General features: G+C 69.4%; 16 protein-coding genes. 9 read left to right on the plus strand and 7 right to left on the minus strand.

Annotated elements, in window-relative coordinates; genetic code table 11:
• The first annotated feature begins 28 nt into the window (after positions 1 to 28).
• The 8 genes from OV208_RS16060 (at position 29) to polA (ending at position 13678) form a co-directional block, all read left to right on the plus strand.
• A complete protein-coding gene (locus OV208_RS16060) occupies positions 29 to 1564 on the plus strand; it encodes a hypothetical protein (protein ID WP_267574707.1) in 1536 nt (511 codons plus the stop codon).
• Positions 1561 to 3720 carry a hypothetical protein gene (locus tag OV208_RS16065; protein WP_267574708.1) on the plus strand — a complete coding sequence of 720 codons (2160 nt, stop codon included), beginning with the start codon at positions 1561 to 1563 and terminating at the stop codon, positions 3718 to 3720. The genes OV208_RS16060 and OV208_RS16065 overlap by 4 nt, the downstream gene beginning before the upstream one ends.
• Positions 3721 to 3783: 63 nt before the next feature.
• On the plus strand, positions 3784 to 4644 hold the full coding sequence (locus OV208_RS16070; protein ID WP_267574709.1) for an FHA domain-containing protein: 861 nt from the start codon (positions 3784 to 3786) through the stop codon (positions 4642 to 4644).
• Between the two features lie 103 nt (positions 4645 to 4747).
• Positions 4748 to 5284 (plus strand): A24 family peptidase, encoded by a 537-nt coding sequence (locus OV208_RS16075; protein WP_267574710.1) that lies wholly within the window; start codon positions 4748 to 4750, stop codon positions 5282 to 5284.
• 46 nt (positions 5285 to 5330) lie between these two features.
• Positions 5331 to 6779, plus strand: coding sequence for a type II and III secretion system protein family protein (locus tag OV208_RS16080; RefSeq protein ID WP_120544981.1), 1449 nt, complete (start codon positions 5331 to 5333; stop codon positions 6777 to 6779).
• Positions 6780 to 6946: 167 nt separating this feature from the next.
• Positions 6947 to 8713, plus strand: coding sequence for an ATPase, T2SS/T4P/T4SS family (locus OV208_RS16085; protein WP_267574711.1), 1767 nt, complete (start codon positions 6947 to 6949; stop codon positions 8711 to 8713).
• A 7-nt stretch (positions 8714 to 8720) separates the two neighbouring features.
• Positions 8721 to 10931, plus strand: a complete 2211-nt coding sequence (locus tag OV208_RS16090) for an FHA domain-containing protein (RefSeq protein ID WP_267574712.1) — start codon at positions 8721 to 8723, stop codon at positions 10929 to 10931.
• A gap of 44 nt (positions 10932 to 10975) precedes the next feature.
• Entirely contained in the window at positions 10976 to 13678 is a 2703-nt protein-coding gene (gene polA, locus OV208_RS16095) for a DNA polymerase I (RefSeq protein ID WP_267574713.1), read from the plus strand.
• A 397-nt stretch (positions 13679 to 14075) separates the two neighbouring features.
• Here polA and OV208_RS16100 read toward each other — a convergent pair whose 3' ends face one another.
• From OV208_RS16100 to OV208_RS16120, 5 genes are all read right to left on the minus strand, one after another.
• Positions 14076 to 14618: a hypothetical protein gene (locus OV208_RS16100; protein ID WP_267574714.1), complete on the minus strand. Its 543-nt coding sequence runs from the start codon at positions 14616 to 14618 to the stop codon at positions 14076 to 14078.
• Between the two features lie 184 nt (positions 14619 to 14802).
• A complete protein-coding gene (locus OV208_RS16105; RefSeq protein ID WP_267574715.1) occupies positions 14803 to 16089 on the minus strand; it encodes a peptidase MA family metallohydrolase in 1287 nt (428 codons plus the stop codon).
• Between the two features lie 8 nt (positions 16090 to 16097).
• On the minus strand, positions 16098 to 16397 hold the full coding sequence (locus OV208_RS16110) for a DUF167 domain-containing protein (RefSeq protein ID WP_267574716.1): 300 nt from the start codon (positions 16395 to 16397) through the stop codon (positions 16098 to 16100).
• A gap of 6 nt (positions 16398 to 16403) precedes the next feature.
• Positions 16404 to 16931, minus strand: coding sequence for a DivIVA domain-containing protein (locus OV208_RS16115; protein ID WP_267574717.1), 528 nt, complete (start codon positions 16929 to 16931; stop codon positions 16404 to 16406).
• Between the two features lie 87 nt (positions 16932 to 17018).
• Positions 17019 to 17576, minus strand: coding sequence for a HEAT repeat domain-containing protein (locus tag OV208_RS16120; RefSeq protein ID WP_267574718.1), 558 nt, complete (start codon positions 17574 to 17576; stop codon positions 17019 to 17021).
• 146 nt (positions 17577 to 17722) lie between these two features.
• On the opposite strand from OV208_RS16120, the gene OV208_RS16125 reads away from it, so the two are divergent.
• On the plus strand, positions 17723 to 18238 hold the full coding sequence (locus tag OV208_RS16125; protein ID WP_267574719.1) for a J domain-containing protein: 516 nt from the start codon (positions 17723 to 17725) through the stop codon (positions 18236 to 18238).
• Here OV208_RS16125 and OV208_RS16130 read toward each other — a convergent pair.
• Both OV208_RS16130 and OV208_RS16135 read right to left on the minus strand, forming a co-directional pair.
• Complete coding sequence (locus tag OV208_RS16130) at positions 18154 to 19164, minus strand: stage II sporulation protein M (protein ID WP_267574720.1); 1011 nt, start codon at positions 19162 to 19164, stop codon at positions 18154 to 18156. The genes OV208_RS16125 and OV208_RS16130 overlap by 85 nt on opposite strands.
• Before the next feature lies 1 nt (position 19165).
• Complete coding sequence (locus tag OV208_RS16135; protein WP_267574721.1) at positions 19166 to 19942, minus strand: RDD family protein; 777 nt, start codon at positions 19940 to 19942, stop codon at positions 19166 to 19168.
• Positions 19943 to 20138 lie beyond the last annotated feature (196 nt).

Here is a 20138-nt window from a genome sequence, read left to right on the forward strand (position 1 = left end):
CCCCGTTCCTACACTCCGCCCCCCTCTGATGCGCCTCCCTTTCCTGACCCCCGCGCTGTTGCTCCTCGCGGCGTGTTCGATCGAATCTGAACCGAACCCGCCCCCGTCCACCCGCTTCGTGTACCCCAGCGGGGTGGCGTTCTGGCGCCCACCCGCGGCTGGCGGTCCCTCGGCGAGCAACGGCTACCTCTTCGTCGCGAACGCGAACTTCGACAACTGCTACGACTCCGGTTCGGTGGTGGCGCTCAACCTGGACGCGCTGAGCACGCAGGCGGATGGCCAGTCCGTCCCGGTGCCCAGGCTGGGGACCGCCGTGCCAGCAAGCCCGCTTGTCTTCGAGTCCCTGTCTGCGTCGGCGGACTCGCTCGTGCAGATCCGCAGCTTCGCGGGTGACATGGGGATGTGGGTCAACCCGGCCAGCGGACTGCCGCGCCTGTTCGTGCCTTCGCGCGCGGAGGGCAACAACCTGTACGCGGTGGACGTCAGCCTGTCGGCGGATGGCGCGCCGGTGCTCAACTGCGTGCAGGGCGGCGTGGACTGCCAGACGGGGGCGCTGTCGCTCACGGACGACATCCCGGCGTCGCTCCAGGACTCGGGCCGTCCGGGCCTGCCCCGCGCGCCGTCACCCATTGGCGTGACGGTGGATGACGCGAACGGCACGCTGTACGTGACGCACTCGGAGGCGGCGGATTCGCCCGCGAACTCCAGCACCAACTTCGAGAACTATCTGGTCACCCTGAAGGCGGAGAACCCCACGCGCGACACGCTGGGCTTCATCCCGCTGTCGCCGGAGGGCTACATCTACGGCGGCTCGGATTCGACGACGGTGGGGACCGGTTACCTCTTCGTGTCGGGCCGCAACTTCGTGGCGGGCGACAGCGGCACGGTGGGCGCGAACTTCGTCCTGCGGCTGGTGGACAAGAACGTGCCCGAGCGCATCCTGGAGCCCCGCCTGTCCCTGGCCTACCGCATCCGCGAGGCGCGCGCGGTCCGGGTGGTGTCCCGGCCGGTGACGGCGGCGGAGCTCGCGGTCCGTCCCTACTTCGTGCGCGAGCGGCTGTACGTGCTGGCGCGGGGCCCGGACACGATGCTCACGATCGACTTCGAATACGACGCACCGCCGGGCGAGCAGTCCACGGACCCGTCGTTCCGGGTCATCTCCGCGGTGCCCATGCCCGACGGCGTCAGCGACATGCAGCTCATCCGCCGGCAGGGCGCGCCGACCAGCACCGACACCAACATCCTCGCGGTGACGAGCACCGGCGACAGCGCGGTGTCCCTCTACGACGAGGCGCTCGGCCAGGTCGTCGTCCAGGTGCCGCTCGTCAATTCGCAGAACCAGACCAGCAACCCGTCGCAGGCCTTCGCGGTGACGGTGGACAACCCGGCCGGCGTGAACGCGGCGCGGCTGTTCGTGACCAACTTCGGAGACGGGCAGGTGGCCATCGTGGACATCCCCGACCTCACCCGTCCGCAGGACGCGCGGCTGGTGGCACGACTCGGCACGCAGCAGCAGCGGGATCCGAACCAGGGCACCAGCGTGTGCCAGGAGAACCAACCTTGAAGCGCGGCATCCCTGCTGCCCTGTTGCTGAGCGCCGCGAGTCTCACGAGCGCCTGCTCCGACACCACCTCCACGGCGGGCGCCGCGGGCCTGTCGGGCACGTACGACGTGGTGCTCTCCAACCAGCTCGTCTTCGTCACCTCCCAGGACCGGGACGAGCTGCGCGTGTTGGACCTCACGCGCTCGCCCCGCGAATACATCCCCGCGCCCAACCCGCTGGAGCCCCTGGCCATCCCCGTCGTCGCGCGGCCCGACTCGCTCACGCGCGACGTGGGCTACGACGCCGAGGGCAACGACGTGTCCGGTCCGTACATCTACGCCCGCAGCTCCGGCGGGCGGAGCATCTCCGTGGTGGCCGCCGACCGCGCGCGCCTCAACGAGGTGACGCGGCTGTCCACCGGCCAGCTCATCACCGCCTTCGCCGCGCACGCCCCGGTGGCCGAGGGCGCGCCGAGCGTCCTGTACTACGCGCTCCAGACCCGCCCGGAGGCCGCCGAAGCGCTCTGCGGTCCCTTCGGGGGCGGGGTGGTGATGCGCCAGGACCTGCCGGCCCCGGACGCCTTCGACGCCGCGGCCCTGCCGGCCGCGCTGCCCGTCTTCTGCCTGCAACCGGCGGACACGGTGCTGTCCATGATCACGCTGCCCGCGCGGGCGGGCGTGACGGACTCGCTGGTCATCGCCATCCGCAACGTGACGGGCACCAGCCGGCTCGTGCGCGCTGTCGCGGATGGCGCTTCGGTGGAGGTCGCCTACAAGCGTCCGCGCCCGGCGCCGTACACGGTGCCGACGTACACGGACCTGGTGGACATCCCGGCGCGGCTCGTCACCACCCATCCGGCCTACGGGCCGACGGCCACCCGGGTGGCCCAGGGCCGGTACGTATACGTGGTGCTCGACGAGCTCACGTGCGTCTCCGCGGATTGCGAGGGCGTCATCGCGCTCGACAACGGGCCGGATCCCCTGGTGCCGTCCGCGACGCCGGTGCTCGCGCGCGACGTCACCGGCGCGCCCATGCTGACGCTGAAGCCGTCCGGCGGCCTGCCCACCGGGCTCACCCTGCGCGCGGGCCTGGAGGTGCGCGAGTTCCTGTCGGACAGCATCGCGTACACGTCCCCCATCCCGCTGTTGGGCATCGTGCCGTCGTCCAACGGACAGGTCACCCTGTTCCGCGCCGACGAGCGCCGCGCGTTCAACCTGGACCGGGATCCCATCACGGGCCCGCTGCCTGCCACGGTGACGGTGGAGCTGCGCGACGGCTCGGAGCTCATCCGGCCGGACCAGGTCCGGAGCATCGAAGTCAATCAGCCGGGGTGTCCGCAGCGCGCGGACGTGGCCAATGCGGACGCCTTCCTGTGTGACGGGACGCTGCCCTCCGGGACCTACCGCTTCGTCTTCCAGGGCATCCTGCCGGGCCTCGTCAATCTGGCGCGCGACCTGAACGTGGAGGATCCGCCCTTCCTGGTGGAGACGTCGCTGGTCGCGGCCCGCACCGTGGTTCCGGGCGACTCCCTCGTGCTGGCGAACAACGTGGGGGCCTGCGAGCAGACCGTCAAGGTGCTTCGCCTGGAGGACCTGGGGGATGGTCGCACCCAGCTCTTCCCAGACCTGGGGGACGCGGCCACCGTCAGTGCCCTGGAGACGTGCGCCACGTATCCGTTCTTCTCCGTACGCGCCGGCCCGACCGTGAAGCCCTTCGTCCTCTACTCGGGCCTGGAGACCAGCGACTCCTACGTGCAGCGATTGAACGTCAACGAGATCTACACGGTGTCCAGCTTCCTGGATTATTACTACCACGCTGATGGCTTCGACCTGGGCCTGGACCCGCCCAAGTCGCCCACGACCTTCGTGCCCGCGCCGCTGTCGCTCACCCTGACGGCGAAGTTTGGAGGGGCCGATCGGCTCGGCGTCGGCGACCGCTACGTGGTGACGCTGCTGCCGCGCTTCCGGCGCTTCATCTTCGGCGTGGACACCGGGTCCGGCAGCTCGCTGACCAACCTGGGGGCCTACACCCTGCCTGGCTCCGTGGTGGCCACGGACGTGGGTGGCTCCAGTCTGGCCTACATCGCGTATCCTTCCGCGGACGGCGTGCTCCAGGTGGCCCTGGAGCAGATCAGCGACAACGCGGACAACCTCCAGTACCTCCGGGCCTTCCAGTAACTGGGCGGGCCCGAACGGCTCTGCTATCGTTCCCCACGTTCAGCATTTCCCGAGCCAAGACCGATGATCGATCAGAACTCCCGTCCCGCACGCAAGGTCGGCATCGCCGAGCACCTGTGGGAGACGTACGAAGAGATGGCCCAGCAGATGGGGTCGGATCGCGACGCGCTGATCAACCAGGCGCTCTTCATGTTCGCGCGCCTCAACGGCTTCATCGACGTGAAGGTGAAGGCCGAGCCCTCCGTGGCGGCGGTGCCTGCCGCCACGCCGACCCCCCGTCCAGCCTCCCCGCCGCCCGCGGCCGCCGCGTCCAAGGGCGCGCCGCCGGTGCTCGCGCCCGCGCGCGCCGAACCCGCCCGGGCCGCCCCGCGCAACGTGGAGGAGCGTCCGTCCTCCAACGGCCTGGACAATGATCCGGTGCGCCGCGAGGTGGCCGAGCGCGTCCTGGAGACGGCCGCCGAACTGGAGCGGCTCATCAAGGGCAAGAATGATCCGCCGCCTCCGTCCGCCGACGACATGATCGAGGAGGAGGACGAGGATCCCCTGCCCGACCAGGAGGATCCGCCGCTCGAGGACGAGCTGGAGGACGAGCCCCCCGACGAGGCCGAGGAGGAGCCGCCGGAGGAGGTCGACGAGGAGGAGGGCGCGTCGCTCTACCTGGTCACCGAATCCGGTGAGCAGGAGAAGATCATCAAGGACCGCTACGTCATCGGCCGCGGCAAGCACTGCGACTTCGTCATCAACTCCGGCAAGGTGTCGCGCGAGCACGCCGTCATCGCCCGCGACGGCGGCGAGTTCTACATCGAGGACCTCGGCTCCTCGAACGGGACCTGGTTCAACAAGCAGCGCATCAAGCGCCGCAAGGTCGAGGACGGGGACGAGTACTTCATCTGCAGCGAGAAGATCCGCCTCGTCATCCACTGATGACGCAGTGCCCCCCGGTTCGAGGGTCGTGTTCAGCATTTGACGGGCTTGGGGCCTCCCTGGTTTGATGGGGGTCGCCTGCCCGCCTTGGGACAGGTGCCGAATGACACCTGCTCAATCCGTGCTGTGGACGATTCTGGGAGTGGCCCTGGTGCTTGCGGTGGTGACCGACGTGCTGCGCCGGCTCATCCCCAACGTCGTGACCTATCCGCTCATCGTGCTGGGGCTCGGGGTGCGCGGGTGGGCGGAAGGGGTGGGCGGGCTGGAGTCGGGGCTTTTGAGTGGGGTGCTCGCGGGCACGGGACTGGCGCTGCTGCTGGTCCCCGGCGCGCTGCGCGGGCGCATGGGGTGGGGTGACGTCAAGCTGATGGCGGGCGTGGGCTGTGTGCTGGGGTTCCCGACGGTGCTCGCGGCGGCGGCCTTCATCTCGTTGGTGGGAGCGCTCCAGGCGGTCGTCACGCTGCTATGGCAGGGTGCCGTCTGGGACACGCTGGCGGCGGTGGCCCGTCGCTGGGCGGTGCGGGCGAAATGGATGCGCGAGGAAACCTCGCCCTCGCCCGTGCGACACATCCCCTACGGCGTCTCCATCGCGCTCGGGACTTTCTGGGCCATGTGGTGGCAGCAACAACATCTGGGATAGCGCGCGGACCGTCAGCGCGCACGCACGCAAGAAGGGGATTCACACGATGTCCACTCGCTTCACGCACGCCGTAGCGCTTGGCGCCCTCGTCACCCTGGTGGCCAGTGCCCCCGCCCTGGCCCAGGAGGGCAGCACCGTCAGCCTCGGGGTGGGTACTCAGAAGGTGCTCACCATCCCCGGCCTGAGCCGCGTCGCGCTGGGCGACCCGTCCATCGCCGAGGTGAAGACGCTGGGCACCGGCCAGCTGCTCGTCACCGGCCAGACGGAAGGCAAGACGACGCTGCTCGTCTGGAAGTCCTCGGGTCAGCGCATCAGCTACCTGGTGACGGTCCGCAAGCAGGACCCCAACGAGGTCATCTCCGAAATCAAGCGCCTGCTGGGCGAAATCGAAGGCGTGTCCGTGCGCATGGTGGGTGACCGCATCTACCTGGACGGTCAGGCCTACACCACGCAGGACGCGGACCGCATCGAGCAGGTGGTGAGCCTCTATCCGAACGTGAAGTCGTTCGTGAAGATCGCCCCCAACGCCAAGAAGCTGGTGGCCCAGAACCTGAACGCGGCCTTCCAGAAGGCGGGCCTGAAGAACGTGCAGGCCAACGTGGTGGGCGCGACCATCTTCCTGGAGGGCTCCGTGGAGAGCCAGCAGGACCTGCAGAAGGCGGAGCTCATCACCAAGGCCATCGGCGAGAAGGTGGAGAACCTGCTCGTCGTCGGCATCAAGCGGATGATCCTCTCCGAGGTGCAGTTCGTTGAAATCCGCCGCAACAGCCGCGACCGCTACGGCATCAAGTACCCCACCGACATCACGGGCGGCCTCACCGGCACGTTGAACCTCACCAAGGCGCTCCTGCCGTCGGGTGACGCGGTCTCCGACCTCATCCTGGGCGCGACCGGTTCGTCGGAGCTGAGCATCGGCTTCCAGGCCAACGACGGTTACGGCCGCCTGCTGGCGCAGCCCAAGCTGGTGTGCGCGAGCGGTGAGAAGGCGGAGTTCCTCGCCGGTGGCGAGGTGCCCATCCCGCTCATCACCAACACGCAGTTCACGGTGGAGTACAAGCCGTACGGCGTCATCCTGAACATCCGCCCCACCGCGGACCGCAACGGCAACATCCAGACGGAAGTGGAGGCCGAGGCCTCCGAAATCGACACGTCCGTGTCGGTGTCCTTCGGTGGTTCGTCCGCCATCCCCGGCTTCCGCACCCGCAAGGTGAAGACGAACGTCACCGTGCGCCACGGAGAGACGATCGTGCTGTCGGGCGTGTTCAGCCACGACGAGCAGAAGGCCGTCGCGAAGCTGCCGGGCCTGGGCAACATCCCCATCGTGGGCGAGCTGTTCAAGAACCGCGCGTTCGACTCCACCAAGCGCGAACTGGTGATCTTCGTCACCCCGCGCATCGTGAACCCGGACTCGGACAAGGTCCGCAGCATCATCGAGGACGTGAAGACCCGCTACAAGCAGGCCCGGTCCGAAGTGAACTTCAACATCTTCGACTGACGGGGGAGCCCTTCACGGGCGCCCTGAAAGCGACCGCCTCCGACCCCCGGGCCGGCCCCGCTCCCCTCCCAAGAGGGGGGAGGGTGCCGGCCCGAGAGCTTGCGGGCAGGCGAGCGCGTGCGCAGGAGCCTTTGAGGACGCAGGAGGGCTTGGTAGCATCCCGACCCATGTTTCTCATCACCCTGGCGGAGAAGGGCGGCGGGACGGAGCAGCGGGAATACCCCAAGAACGAGGTCACCATTGGCCGGCTCGCCGGCAATGACATCGTCCTCGGCAAGGGGAATGTCTCCAAGTACCACTCCCGCATCGTCGAGAAGGACGGACGCTTCATCATCGTGGACATGAAGTCCACGAACGGCACCTTCGTGAACGGCAAGAAGATTGCCGGGCCCATGGTGCTGAAGCCCACGGATCAGGTCTCCATCGGGGACTACATCCTCAACGTCGAAGCGCTGGAGGACGCGCCGCAGGACGACGCGCAGGGCGAAGAGGCGTACGACGAGGAGCAGGGCGAGGAGGCCTACGAGGAGGAAGAGGCCTACGAGGAGGAGGAGCCCTACGAAGAGGAGGAGGCTCCGGCTCCCGCCGCGCCCAGCCGCATGCCCGCGTCCATGGCCGCGGCCATGGCGAAGAACAAGAAGAAGGTGGACCCGAAGCTGGAGCGCTACTCGCGCCTCCAGAAGGAGATCCACGACCGGCTCATCGAGTACCTGGACCTGCGTCGCATGGACATGGACCGGCTCGGGGACGAGGAGCTGTGGCGCCGCACCGAGAAGGCCATCCGCGACATCATCGACCAGATGGAAGCGGACGGAGAGCTTCCCACGGACGTGGACCGCGAAGAGCTGCTCACCGACGTCATCAACGAGGCGCTGGGCCTGGGGCCCCTCGAAGCGTTCCTCGCGTCGGAAGAGATCAGCGAGATCATGGTGAACCACGCCAACCAGATCTACATCGAGAAGCGGGGCAAGCTGACGCTGTCGGAGAAGACCTTCTCCTCCAACCAGGCGGTGCTCGGCGTCATCGAGCGCATCGTGGCGCCCATCGGCCGGCGCATCGACGAATCCAGCCCCCTGGTGGACGCGCGCCTCAAGGACGGCAGCCGCGTCAACGCCATCATCCCGCCGCTGGCCCTCAAGGGCCCCTGCATCACGATCCGCAAGTTCAAGAAGGACGCGCTGAAGATCCAGGATCTCATCAAGTACAAGACCGTCACCGCGCAGATGGCCGAGTTCCTGGAGATGTGCGTGACGGCGCGTCGCAACATCGTCATCTCCGGCGGCACCGGCTCCGGCAAGACGACGACGCTGAACATCATCAGCTCGTTCATCCCGGAGGGCGAGCGCATCATCACGGTGGAGGACGCCGCGGAGCTGCAGCTCCCGCAGGACCACTGGGTGCAGTTGGAAAGCCGTCCGCCCAACCTGGAAGGCAAGGGCGCCATCACCATCCGCGAGCTGGTGAAGAACTGCCTGCGCATGCGGCCCGACCGCATCGTCGTGGGTGAGTGCCGCTCCGGCGAGACGCTGGACATGCTCCAGGCGATGAACACCGGCCACGACGGTTCGCTCACCACGCTGCACGCGAACACGCCGCGTGACGCCATCGCGCGGCTGGAGACGATGGTGCTCATGTCCGGCATGGAGCTGCCGGTGAAGGCCATCCGCGAGCAGATCGCCAGCGCCGTGCACCTCATCGTGCAGCAGACGCGCTTCTCCGACGGGTCTCGCAAGATTTGCTACATCACGGAGGTGTCCGGCATGGAGGTCGACATCGTGACCCTGCAGGACATCTTCTATTACAAGCAGGACGGCTTCACCGAAGACCACAAGGTGCGCGGGCGCTACGTGGCTTCGGGCTTCGTGCCGAAGTTCTATGACGAACTTCAGCGCAAGGGCCTTCCGGTGAACATGAGCATCTTCCGCGAGGACTGACGCGCCCATGGCAATCCTGGTCGTCCGTCACCCTGACGGCACTGAGCACGAGCACGAAATCGCTGGCGAGCTGAAGATCGGCCGCCAGCAGGGCAATGACCTCGTCCTCACGGAAGGGGGCGTGTCGCGGCAGCACGCGCGCGTCTACGTGGAGGGCGGCACCGTCTACGTCGAGGATGGCGGCAGCCAGAACGGCACCTTCATCGACGGACAGCGCATCGACGGCCCCACGGCGTTGATGCCCGGCTCCCAGGTGTTGCTGGGCGACTACGAGCTGAAGCTCAAGGGCGGCGCGAAGCGCTCCAGCGGGCGCAAGGCCACGGTGGACACCGCGGTGAACGAAGAGCCTCCGGCGCTCGCGGACGTGCCAGTGCGGGGCACGCGCGCGATGCCCAGCATCCGCGCCAAGGCCACGGCGAACGGGGCGGCGAAGCCTCCTGGCTCGGCGCTGGCGAAGCGGCCCTCGCGGGCCATGAGCGCGCCCGCGACGCCAGGGTCGGGCCCGGTGCTCAAGGGGATGACGGGGCCGTGGGCCGGCAAGTCCTACCCCCTCAGCGGAATGGTGCTGGTGGGCCGGGCGCCGCCGGCGGTGGTGATGCTCGACGACGACTCGGTGAGCCGCAAGCACGCGGAGGTCGAACGCGCGGGCAACGTCGTGCGGGCCCGCGACCTGGGCAGCGCCAACGGCACGCTGCTCAACGGCGAGCTGCTGGGGCAGGAGTTCGTCGACCTCCAGGCCGGTGACGTCCTCCAGTTCGGCGTGGTGGAGATGGCCTACGAGACGGCCGACATGCCCGCGCGGCGTCCGGGCGCGGGCATTCCGGCGCGGCGGGGCGGCCGGGGCGAACCCGAGGCAGCCAACGGCCGGCGCAACCTGCTGGTGGTCGCCGGTGGCGCGATGGCGCTCCTGGCGGTGGTGGCCGTCGTGAAGGTGTCCGGCATCACGACCGCTCCGAAGACGACGGCGGCCACCCAGACCGCGGCGTTGGATCCCGCGTCGGAGGTGCAGGAGCTGCTCAGCGAGTGTCGCTCCTACGCGTCCAACGAGATGGGGCAGCCGGACTGGAGCCGGGCCGAGGGTGCCTGTGAGAAGGCGCTCGACCAGGACCCCATCAACGCGGAGGCGAACACCCTCATCCGGCGCATCAAACTGGAGAAGGAGGCCTTCGAGAACTTCGAGTTCGCGAAGAAGTCCGTCGAGCTCAACCGCGAGAAGGAGGCCCTCGTCGCGCTGCGCAAGATTCCGAAGGAGAGCGAATACTTCCGCCGCGCCAAGGCGAAGGCGCGCGAGTCCGCGGACCGCTTCGTGTCGCGCGCGAAGGACGACTGCAAGCGCTACCTGGGCAACTCGCAGTGGAGCGCCGCGGTGCCTCGCTGCCAGGACTACATGGAAGTGTGGTGCCAGAAGCAGAACCGCGAGGACCTGTCGCCGCCGCTGGGACAGACGCTCCGCCTGGAGGGCGGCCTGCGCCGCAACGAGTGGCGCCCCAAGGACGCCATGTTCGTGAAGTTCCTGGTGGCCCGGAACAAGCTGGACCGCAATGCGGCGCCGTGGACGTGCCCGGTGTCGGACATCCTGGCGGCGGACGAGTCGGGGCCGGATCAGGCCAGCGAAGTGCGCGCCATGATGAACAGCCGCTACAGCGCGAAGCTGATGCAGGCGGCGATGATGGACTACTGGGCGGGCCGCGGCAGCGAAGCGCTGGCCACGTTGCAGAAGCTGCGCTCGAAGGTGGACTCGGCGCAGTACCACGCCCCGGCGGACGAGCTGATGCGGGACGTGTCCAACGTGGACCAGCTCTTCAAGACGGGCGAGAGCGCGCTTTCACGGGAGGATCCCGAGAAGGCGGTGGCGCCCTTCAAGGAGGCGCTGGCGACGGACAAGCGTCTGATGGGCGAGCTGGCGGAGACGCACCTGTCGTTCTACCGGAAGAACATCTTCCAGGACATGGCGCAGGCGGCGTTCCTTCGCGGCAAGCACTTCGCGGATCGCGAGGATCGGCGCCGCGGCTGCCGCATCTGGAAGCTGGGCTTCGACTTCTACAAGGGCAACACGGACCTGAACCGCACGGTGGCCTTCTGCTCGACGCTGGCGCAGCAGGTGCTGAACGATGCGTCCGGCTGTTCGGACCTGGGCGCCGCGGAGGACTACGCGGTGCCGGGTGACGGCATCGCGGAGCTGGTGGCGGCGAAGAAGCAGGAGCTGAAGTGCCGGTGAGGGGCTTCGTGGACAGAGGGCTGGAGCCGCGCTAGGGACGGGGGATGGCCGACACCAGCCCCCCGCGCTCCGAGCGCCGCCTGGCCCTCTTCGACGCCTCTGGCTTCATCTTCCGCGCCTACCACGCCATCCCCCCGCTCACGACGAGCAAGGGGGTGCCCACCAACGCGGTGTTGGGCTTCACCCGCATGGTGCTCAAGGCCCTGCAGGATCTGAAGCCCACGCACGTGGCCCTGGCGTTCGACAAGTCGGGCCGCGTGGAGCGCCAGAAGATCGACCCGCAGTACAAGGCGAACCGCAAGGCGCCGCCGGAAGACCTGGTGCCGCAGTTCCCGCTCATCCGCAAGGTGGGCGACGTGCTCAACCTGGCCTCGCTGGACGCGGAGGGCTGGGAGGCGGACGACGTCATCGGCACGCTGGCGATGCAGGCCAAGGCCGAGGGCTTCCAGGTCCTCATCGTCACCAGCGACAAGGACTTCATGCAGATCGTCGACGAGGACATCACCCTCTTCGACCCCCAGAAGAACAAGCGCATGGGCATCGCGGACGTGCAGGAGAAGCTGGGCATCCTACCCCGGCAGGTGCGCGACTTCCTGGCCCTGGTGGGCGACGCGGTGGACAACGTCGCCAAGGTGCCCGGCGTGGGCGACAAGACGGCGGTGGAGCTGCTGCACCAGTTTGGCGACGTGGAGACGCTCCTGTCACGGCTGGAGGAAGTGAAGAAGCCGAAGATCCGCGCCGCGCTGGAGTCCCACCGCGAGAGCCTGGCGCGCGCCAAGCAACTGGTGACGTTCAACACCACGCTGCCCCTGGGCGTGTCGATGGACGCGCTGGTGCGCAAGGCCCCGGACGGCACGCGTGCGAGGGATCTGTTCACGGAGCTGGAGTTCTTCGCCCTCTTGCGCGACCTGCCGGCGGAGGAGTCGCCGCGTCCGGACGTGGCGCCGCTCGTCGCCACCACCTCGCTGGTCACCACCGAGACGGAGCTCCAGACGCTGGTGGACGCGGCGCGCGCGGCCGGGGCCATCACGCTCGTCCCCGCCTTCGAAGGCATGCCCTTCGCGGCGTCCCTCGTGGGCCTGGGCGTGGCGCTGCCGGATGGCACCACGCGCTATGTGCCCCTGCGGCACCAGCAACTGGGAGCCTCCCAGGTGCCGGTGCCCGCGTTCGTGGCGGGGGTGAAGGACCTGCTCGCGGATGCCGGGGTGAAGAAGGGCGGGCATGATCTCAAGGCGCTCACACTGGTGCTGGCCAACGAAGGCCTGACGCTGGAGGGCGCGCACGACGACGTGGAGCTCTTGAGCTACCTGCTCAACCCGTCGCGCCGCGAGCACGCGCTGGCGGACCTGGCGCGGGAGCGGCTGCGCTCGGAATTGCCCGCGCTGCCGGCGTCGGTGGAGGGCAAGAAGGGCAGGGCGCTGTCGGACCACGGGCCGGAGGAGGTGGCCGCGGCGTACGCGGTGCGCGCGGACGCGGCGCGACGGCTGGCGCCGGAGCTGTGGAAGGAGCTGGAGCTGGGCGGGCTCGCGGAGCTGGCGCGCACGCTGGAGCTGCCGCTCCTGCCCATCCTGGCTCGCATGGAGCGCGAGGGCGTCAAGCTGGACGTGAACGAGCTGGGGCGCATCTCCGAGCGCGTGGACGTGGAGGTGAAGACGAAGGAGGCCGAGTGCCACGCGGCTGCGGGCCACGTCTTCAACCTGGGCTCCAACCCGCAGCTGGCGCAGGTGCTCTACGAAGAGCAGAAGCTGCCCATCTTGAAGCGCGGCAAGACGGGCCCCTCCACGGATCAGGAAGTGCTGGAGAAGCTGGCGGAGGAGCACGGCAGCGTGCTCGCGCGTGCGCTCATCGAGTACCGGGGCCTGTCGAAGCTCAAGAGCACGTACCTGGACACGCTGCCGTCGCTCGTCGCGAAGGACGGGCGCATCCACACGACGTACCACCAGGCGGCCACGGCCACGGGCCGGCTGTCGTCGTCCGACCCCAACCTCCAGAACATCCCCATCCGCACCGAGGTGGGCCGGGAGATCCGCCGCGCCTTCGTGGCGGAGGCGGGCCACCAGTTGGTCAGCGCGGACTATTCGCAGGTGGAGCTGCGCCTGCTGGCCCACATCGCCGAGGACCCGGTGCTCATCCAGGCCTTCCTCGACGACGAGGACGTCCACAGCCGCACGGCGGCGGAGATCTTCGGCGTGGAGTCCAAGGACGTGGACCGCGAGCAGCGCCGCGTGGCGAAGACGGTGAACTTCGGCATCGCGTACGGCCTGTCCGCGCACGGCCTGTCCACGCGCCTGGGCATCTCCCAGGAGCGCGCCCGCGACGTCATCGAGCGGTACTTCACCCGGTACGCGGGCATCCGCCAGTACCTGGAGGACACCGTGGAGAAGGCGCGCAAGGTGGGCTACGTGGAGACGCTCTACGGCCGCCGCCGGCTGATGGGTGACCTGCTCTCCAAGAACCGGGGCGTGGCCCAGGCCGCCGAGCGCGCCGCCATCAACATGCCGATTCAAGGCACCGCCGCGGACCTGATGAAGAAGGCGATGCTGGCGGTGGACGCGGCGCTGCGGCAGGAGAAGCTGAAGGCGCGCGTGCTGCTCCAGGTGCACGACGAACTGCTCATCGAAACGCCAGACGCGGAAGTGGAGGCGGTGAAGGCGCTGGCCGTGCGGTGCATGGCCGCCGTCGCCGAACTGAAGGTGCCGCTCAAGGTGGACGTGGGCGCGGGCCGAAGTTGGGCGGACGCTCACTAGTCCGCGGACAAAAAAAGAGCGGGAGAAGCGCCCACCCCCGTAGGCGCTCTCCCGCGTCTCCAAGAGAGCGGAAGAAGCGCCCACCCCCGTAGGCGCCCTCCCGCATCTTCTCGGTCCCCATTCCTCCCGACACGTCCCTAGACAACTCCCCCGACAAAACATGCCGATCCGTCCGACCGGCGGAGCGCGCGGACCCCCATCCACGCGTTCCAGCGTTCGAACCTGTGCGCGCGCTCACCGCTCCCCCGAGCAGGAACACGCTCCCCAAGGCGCGTCGCGGACCCCCATCCACGACAGCGCACCCTCCCGCCAGCCCCCGGACCCTCCCTTGTGGGGAGAAGCGTCAAGCCGGACGGATCGGCAAACCGTTGCTACAAAAGTCAGAGCCCTCTTCGGCTCAGTGCATCGCGGACCGCTCGTCGCGACGGCCCGCCGGGGCCCGGCGCGCGTGGGACGGCCGCTCGAAGTACTCCACCACCAACCCGCCGAAGGGCACCCGAGGCCCATCCGCCTTCGGGTCCGCCAGCCGCTGCAGCAGCGCCACCGCGCTGTCCACGGCCTCGTCCACCGCGCGGTGGATGCGCTGGCGCTCCGCGTCTCCGCCGCCCAGGACTTCCAGGGCGTCCACCAGACACCGCCGCAGCAGTGAGAACTCGTCGTGCAGGGCCCGCGCGCCACGCTCCGGCGCCAGACGCAGCACCGCGCGGGTGCGACTCCAGGGGCTCGACTCCGCGCCCTCCAGCGTCAGTCCCAGTTCGCGGACGAACGGCTCCACCAGTCCGTCCAGCAGGCTGGGGCCCGGAACGCCCTGGCCCTCGTGCGCCGCCAGCCGCATCCGGCGCCACAGCGCCGCGATCCGCTCCGGCTGCCTGCTGAAGACCCGGGCCGCCCCCGCCTTCTTCCGTCCCCGCTCCGCCGCCATGTCCGTTGTCGTCCGCATCGCGAACAGAGACATAGCAAGGGCTTTGCCAACGCCAGACGTGTGCCAGTGCCCAATGAATCCAGCTCTTTGGGCGATCCCCCTGCCCTGAAGGGTCGCCGGAAGGCGTAAATCCTACGGGGCCGGTGTTGAAAGCAGGGAGGCCAGGGGAAGTTCCTTCCCTACCTGGGCAGGAACGCGCCCGTCAGTGGAGCGTTGGCTTGGGCGGGCGGCCTGCCGGGTGCTCGGCATCCACCTCGTGCTCGCCGCTCTGCGACTCCGGTTCCTCGTCGCCTGGCTCCAGGGCCTCGGAGGCTTCGGGCCCTCCAGCGCCGGACTCCAGGGCTTCCGGGGCTCCCTCCAGGGCTTCGGGTTGCGAGGGGGCGACCGGGCCCGGCACACCGGGTGTGGGGGTGGCGCCGGGCCACTCCGGCCAGGTGAGGGCGGAGGGCGACAGGGCTTCGGAGCCGTCCGGGGACAGCGGCCCGGCGGCGCGGGCCGCGGCGAGCAGGCGCAGCGCGGCGTCTTCCGCGGCGTCCTCGGCGGCCAGCTCCGTCATCCGCGCGGACTTCTGCCACATCCGGCGCGCGAAGGCGGCCACGCACAGGGCGGAGGCGGCCAGCCACAGGAGCGCGGAGCTGGTGGTGAGCGGCAGCCAGCCGTACCGGGCCGCGAGCCCCTCGCGCCAGTCCTGCTCCTCCAGGAGCAGCGAGGTGCGGAACGCCTTGCCGAAGGCCTGTTCGAAGGGCTCCCCCGCGCGCACGCCGTCCACCAGCAGGCCCATGGCCTGGGGCCCGTGCTTCCCGGTGAGGAAGGCCACGAAGGCGGCGCTCTGCGCGTAGGCAATCTCCACGTCCGAGGGCACATCAGGCCAGTCCTCGGACAGGTCCTCGAAGTGGAAGACGCGCTCCTGCGTCACGGCGCGGAAGAGGGCGGAGTAGTGGGCGACGGAGTAGCGCTCGTCGGTGAGGTTCTGCGCCACGCCCTCCTGGAACCAGCGCGGCCACTCCTTCGCCAATTGTCCCAGCGCCACGTGCGCCAGCTCGTGCCGCAGGGTGGTGGGGCCTTCCGTGTCGCTCAGGCTCAGCGCGTCCAGGAGGATGATTTGATGGCCGGGGTAGGCGAGCGCCACCGCCCAGCCCGGGGGCTTGCCGCCGGGGAGGGCCAGGGCCTCGAACTCCTGACGGCCGACACCCAGGCGGATTTCGGTGGTGCCCGGCCAGTCGCGCCCGAGCATCGCGCCGAAGCCGTCACGCACGCCTTCAATCTGCTGGGCCAGCGCCCGGGCCGCGCCTGCCGCCTTCGCGGTGTGGACGATGATGAAGCGCTTCGTGCGCACCTCGCCGGTGGCCAGCTCCGGCCGGGCATGGGGCACGAGCGCGGCGTCGGTGATGACGGCCTCCTGGGCATGGATTCCGCGCGGCCCCTCCTCCTGCGCGAACACCCGGGGCGAGGCCAGCAGCATCATCAGGATTGCGAACAGGCGGAGCATGCGTGGCCTCACGGTCCACCAGAGATAACAGCCTCCACCGCCGCCGCATCAACCCCCTGCACCTTCAATCGCTTACGGCGCGACGTGTCACCGGCGGTGAGGGTCACCTGCCGCTTGGGCACACCCAGCTTCTTGGCGATGAATTCCACCAGGGCGGCATTTGCTTCGCCATCCACCGGCGGGGCCGCGAGTTGAATCTTCAGCTGGCCATCGTGTTCGCCCACCACCTTCGTGCGGGACGCACGGGGTTGGACGAGCACCGTCAGCTCCACGCCCTCCGGCACGGCTTTGAGCCAGGGGGCGGGCATGGAGCGCTAGTCGTTGGACGTGGCCTTCTTCTGGGACAGGAACGCGACGTTGTCTTCCACACGCGCGTAGTCGCGGTCCGCGAAGGAGGGCGCGGCGAAGGTCTCCAACAGCTTGCGGTGGGCCTCCACCACGGAGCGCACCTGGGATTCGAACTGGGTGCGCTGGCGCTTCAACTCGTTGATGTCTTCCACCACCTGCACCAGTCGCTGGTGGGCACCGTGGACGATCTTCTCCGCCTGGTGCTCCGCGTCCGCGATGATGATCTCCGCTTCCTTCTTCGCGGCGTCCTTCAGGTCCTCGCTGATGCGCTGCGCGGTGACCATCGTCTCCTGGAGGGTGCGCTCGCGCTCCTGATGTGTTTCCAGCTTGTGCTGCGTGCGCTTCAGCTCCTCCTTGAGCGCGATGTTCTCCTTCACCACCTCCTCGAACTCGCCGGCGATCAGCTCCAGGTACGCGCTCACTTCGGGACGCGCGAAGCCGCGCATCACCGTCTCGAAGCGCTTCTGCCGGATGTCGAGCGGGGTGATCTTCATGCGCGCCAGTCTAACCCATACACGCGCGCACTCCAGGAATCGGCCCGGGCCCCCTCGGGGCAGGGCAGGCGGGCAGGCAGGCGTGTTTCAGGGCGCCGCGGCCCCGGGGGCGTCCCACTGCGCCGCCACGGAGCGCGCGGCGTTCTGCACCGCGTAGCCCACGCGGCTGTCGGCGGCCACGTCCTGCACGGAGCGGCGGGCGGTGGGGGTGCGCTGGTAGAGCAGTCCCCCCAGCGCCTGGATCTTCAGGGCATCCGGCAGGCGCGGGTGGCGCACGACGTTGCCGAGAATCTCCTCCGCCCGTCGGTGCTGGAAGAGCGCCACCGCGCGCAGCGCCGCCTGCTGGATGCGCGGGTTGGGATCCCAGATGAGCGCGGCCAGCGGGTCCAGGGCTCGGGCATCTCCCAACAGCGCCAGGTCATCGATGGCGAGCGTCCGGATCTCCTCCGGCGCGGGCTCCGCGGCCCACAGCAGGCCCCGGAGGAGGGCCGCGTCGGGGCTGCTCGCGTCCACGGTCGCAGGCCTGGAGGCCACGGCCTTCTCCGCCGCTGGCTTCTCCGAACCGGGTTTCAGGGGAGCCCGGGACGGTGCCTGGGCGTGCGCGACGGCGGTCAGCAGCAGGGCGGCGGCGAGGAGCGGACGCATGCCCCGTGTTCTACCCGAATCCCGACATCCCGGCAGCGGGGCGGCGCACCCCCCTGGGTCGGTGACGACATTTTCTTGACGGGATCGTCGGACGTGGGAGGTTGTCGCTGCTACAGGCGTGTTGCGAAACGGAGAGCGAAGACATCATGGGTGCGGCGGTCGCGAGCTGGCAGACGCTGGAGAACGTCGAAGTGGAGTGCACCCACTGCGGCGTCATGATGACCCTTCAGCCCGGGAACCGGGTGAAGTACTACCGGTGTGGCTCATGCCACCGCTGGGTGTCCAGCACCTACAGCGAGGTGTTCCGCGCGGACGCGAAGATGCGCACGCACCCGGTGAAGGACACCGCGGACGCGGACGCGCGCTTCGTGGAGGTGAAGGACCGCCTGGACAAGTGGCTCAGCGCCGTCCAGGAGCAGTGCCCGTACCAGACGATGGGCGTCTCCCCGTTGGATGCGCCGGACGTGGTGCGCGCGCGCTTCCACGCGCTGGCCATGGAGCGGCACCCGGACCGGGGCGGCTCCGCGGAGCAGATGCGGGAGCTCAACGCGGCCTATGAGCGCATCCTCAAGCACCGTCAGCGCAAGCGGCTGGAGGCGCTGTCCTCCGGCACCTCCACGCGCGTGACGCCGGCGTCCGTCCTGCCTGCGCGCAACAGGTAGAACCAGAAGAGCGCTCCCAATGACAGGCCCAGCCCCACCTTGGTCCAGGTGGGGAAGAAGGAGCCCGGGGAGATGAAGCCCTCCACCACGCCGATGCCGGCGAGGAAGGGCGCGCAGCCCACCACCAGCTTCACCGCCTCGCGGCCCCGCGCCTGGAGCGCCTGCGCCCGGGGCAGCTCTCCCGGGTCGATGAGCGCCTGGCCCACCATCAGGCCTGCTCCGCCGGAGATGGCGATGATGGACAGCTCCACCGGCCCGTGCGCGGCGATGAAGTCCAGGAAGCCCACCGCCATGCCCTCGCGGAAGCACAGCGCGCCCACCGCGCCAATGAGCACGCCGTTGTTCACCATCGTGAAGATGGGCCCCACGCCCAGCAGGATGCCGGACGCGAACGCGAACAGCGTGACGGTGAGGTTGTTGGTGGCGATGCCGGAGGCCACCGCGTTGGGCGGCGCCACCGACAACACGTCATCCGTCCACATGCGCCCCTGGGCCACGTAGCGCCGCACGCCCTCCGGCACCAGCAGCTCCGCGCCGCGTGGCTCCAGCAGCACCACCAGCGCGCCCAGCACCAATCCCAGCACGAGCAGGCCCGCGCTCACGCCCACGAAGCGCGCTTCGCGGCGAAGCGTGGCCGGGAAGTCGCGCCGGAAGAAGTCGCGCGTCGAAGCCCAGCGCTCGCGGGGCGGCTGGTAGATGGCGCCATAGGCCTGTCCGCAGAGCTGGTTGAGGAAGCGGTGCGCGTCCGTGCCCGGGTAGAACGTCTGCGCCCGCGCCAGGTCCGCCGCCGCGCGCCGGTACAGCGTGTCCAGCTTGCGCAGCTCCTCCAGGTGCAGCCGGCCGGAGCGCTGGCGCGTCAGCAGGGCCTGGAGCGCGTCCCAGTCCGGGCGGCGCTGGGAGACGAAGGTGGGGAGGGGCAGCGCCATGTCAGTGGGCCGCCCGCGCGCGCGTGCGCAGGAAGGCCTCCGTGGCCTCGGGGGACTGAAGCACCTTCGCCCGCTCCTCGTCCGCCAGCCCCGCGCCCACCCGGTCCACCAGCCGCGCTCCCAGCCGCTGGCGCACGTCCTTCTCCAGGCCGGGCGCGCGCGACAGGAAGGCCAGCACCAGCTCCACATCCTCCGCGCCCAGCGGCCGCTGCACGCCCGCGGACTCGCGCGCGGGTTCGGACGTCGCGGCGGGCGCCTGGGTGTACTTGTCCAGGTCGATGGCCTCCTCGCGAATCAGCACCGTGCCCGCGAGCAGGTCTCCCAACCGGCGGTGCTGGCGGTCCAGCAGCATGGTGATGCAACCGGTGGCGTAGAGCACCGGCAGGAAGTCCACTGCACGGCACAGGTTGCGCACGGCGCTTTCGAAGAAGCCCACCGGTGAGCCATCCTCGCGCACCACGCGAATCCTCAACGCGCGTTTGCCCGGTGTCTGTCCATGGAAGAAGACCTCCGCCAGCGTCCAGTACAGCCATTGCGTGGCGAAGAGCCCCACCGCGAGCAGCGTCTGGACCAGGCCCGACAGCGCCTGGAGCGCACCCAGCACGTCGGACACCAGCAGCGTGATGACGAAGTAGAGCGCCACCCAGAAGAAGAACAGCAGGCTTGCGTCCACCAGCCACGCAAGACAGCGGTAGCCGATGCCGGCCACGGGCAGGGACAGGGACACGCGTTCGGGCGTGGCCACGTCGACATGGGGTGCGGGGGCGGAGGGAGTCATGCGCGCAGGACGCACAGCATACGCGCATCTGCGTCCAGGTCGCGCGCTCGTCGCAGTGTGTTCCGCCAACACCCCGGAGCCGAAACAGCGTGCGAAACATCGGATGGTGGACGCAAATGCGTGTCCCGGACAGGACAGCGATCACGACCTGACGGACGAGGCCCTGGATTTCGGCTCAACTCGTGCGCAATTGACA

The organism is Corallococcus sp. bb12-1, assembly GCF_026626765.1.
Taxonomy (GTDB): domain Bacteria; phylum Myxococcota; class Myxococcia; order Myxococcales; family Myxococcaceae; genus Corallococcus; species Corallococcus terminator.

Coding starts and splice junctions, on each gene's coding strand:
- OV208_RS16060 (WP_267574707.1), top strand. CDS start 29: ATGCGCCTCCCTTTCCTGACCCCCGCGCTGTTGCTCCTCGCGGCGTGT.
- OV208_RS16070 (WP_267574709.1), top strand. CDS start 3,784: ATGATCGATCAGAACTCCCGTCCCGCACGCAAGGTCGGCATCGCCGAG.
- OV208_RS16075 (WP_267574710.1), top strand. CDS start 4,748: ATGACACCTGCTCAATCCGTGCTGTGGACGATTCTGGGAGTGGCCCTG.
- OV208_RS16080 (WP_120544981.1), top strand. CDS start 5,331: ATGTCCACTCGCTTCACGCACGCCGTAGCGCTTGGCGCCCTCGTCACC.
- OV208_RS16085 (WP_267574711.1), top strand. CDS start 6,947: ATGTTTCTCATCACCCTGGCGGAGAAGGGCGGCGGGACGGAGCAGCGG.
- OV208_RS16090 (WP_267574712.1), top strand. CDS start 8,721: ATGGCAATCCTGGTCGTCCGTCACCCTGACGGCACTGAGCACGAGCAC.
- polA (WP_267574713.1), top strand. CDS start 10,976: ATGGCCGACACCAGCCCCCCGCGCTCCGAGCGCCGCCTGGCCCTCTTC.
- OV208_RS16100 (WP_267574714.1), bottom strand. CDS start 14,618: ATGCGGACGACAACGGACATGGCGGCGGAGCGGGGACGGAAGAAGGCG.
- OV208_RS16105 (WP_267574715.1), bottom strand. CDS start 16,089: ATGCTCCGCCTGTTCGCAATCCTGATGATGCTGCTGGCCTCGCCCCGG.
- OV208_RS16110 (WP_267574716.1), bottom strand. CDS start 16,397: ATGCCCGCCCCCTGGCTCAAAGCCGTGCCGGAGGGCGTGGAGCTGACG.
- OV208_RS16115 (WP_267574717.1), bottom strand. CDS start 16,931: ATGAAGATCACCCCGCTCGACATCCGGCAGAAGCGCTTCGAGACGGTG.
- OV208_RS16120 (WP_267574718.1), bottom strand. CDS start 17,576: ATGCGTCCGCTCCTCGCCGCCGCCCTGCTGCTGACCGCCGTCGCGCAC.
- OV208_RS16125 (WP_267574719.1), top strand. CDS start 17,723: ATGGGTGCGGCGGTCGCGAGCTGGCAGACGCTGGAGAACGTCGAAGTG.
- OV208_RS16130 (WP_267574720.1), bottom strand. CDS start 19,164: ATGGCGCTGCCCCTCCCCACCTTCGTCTCCCAGCGCCGCCCGGACTGG.
- OV208_RS16135 (WP_267574721.1), bottom strand. CDS start 19,942: ATGACTCCCTCCGCCCCCGCACCCCATGTCGACGTGGCCACGCCCGAA.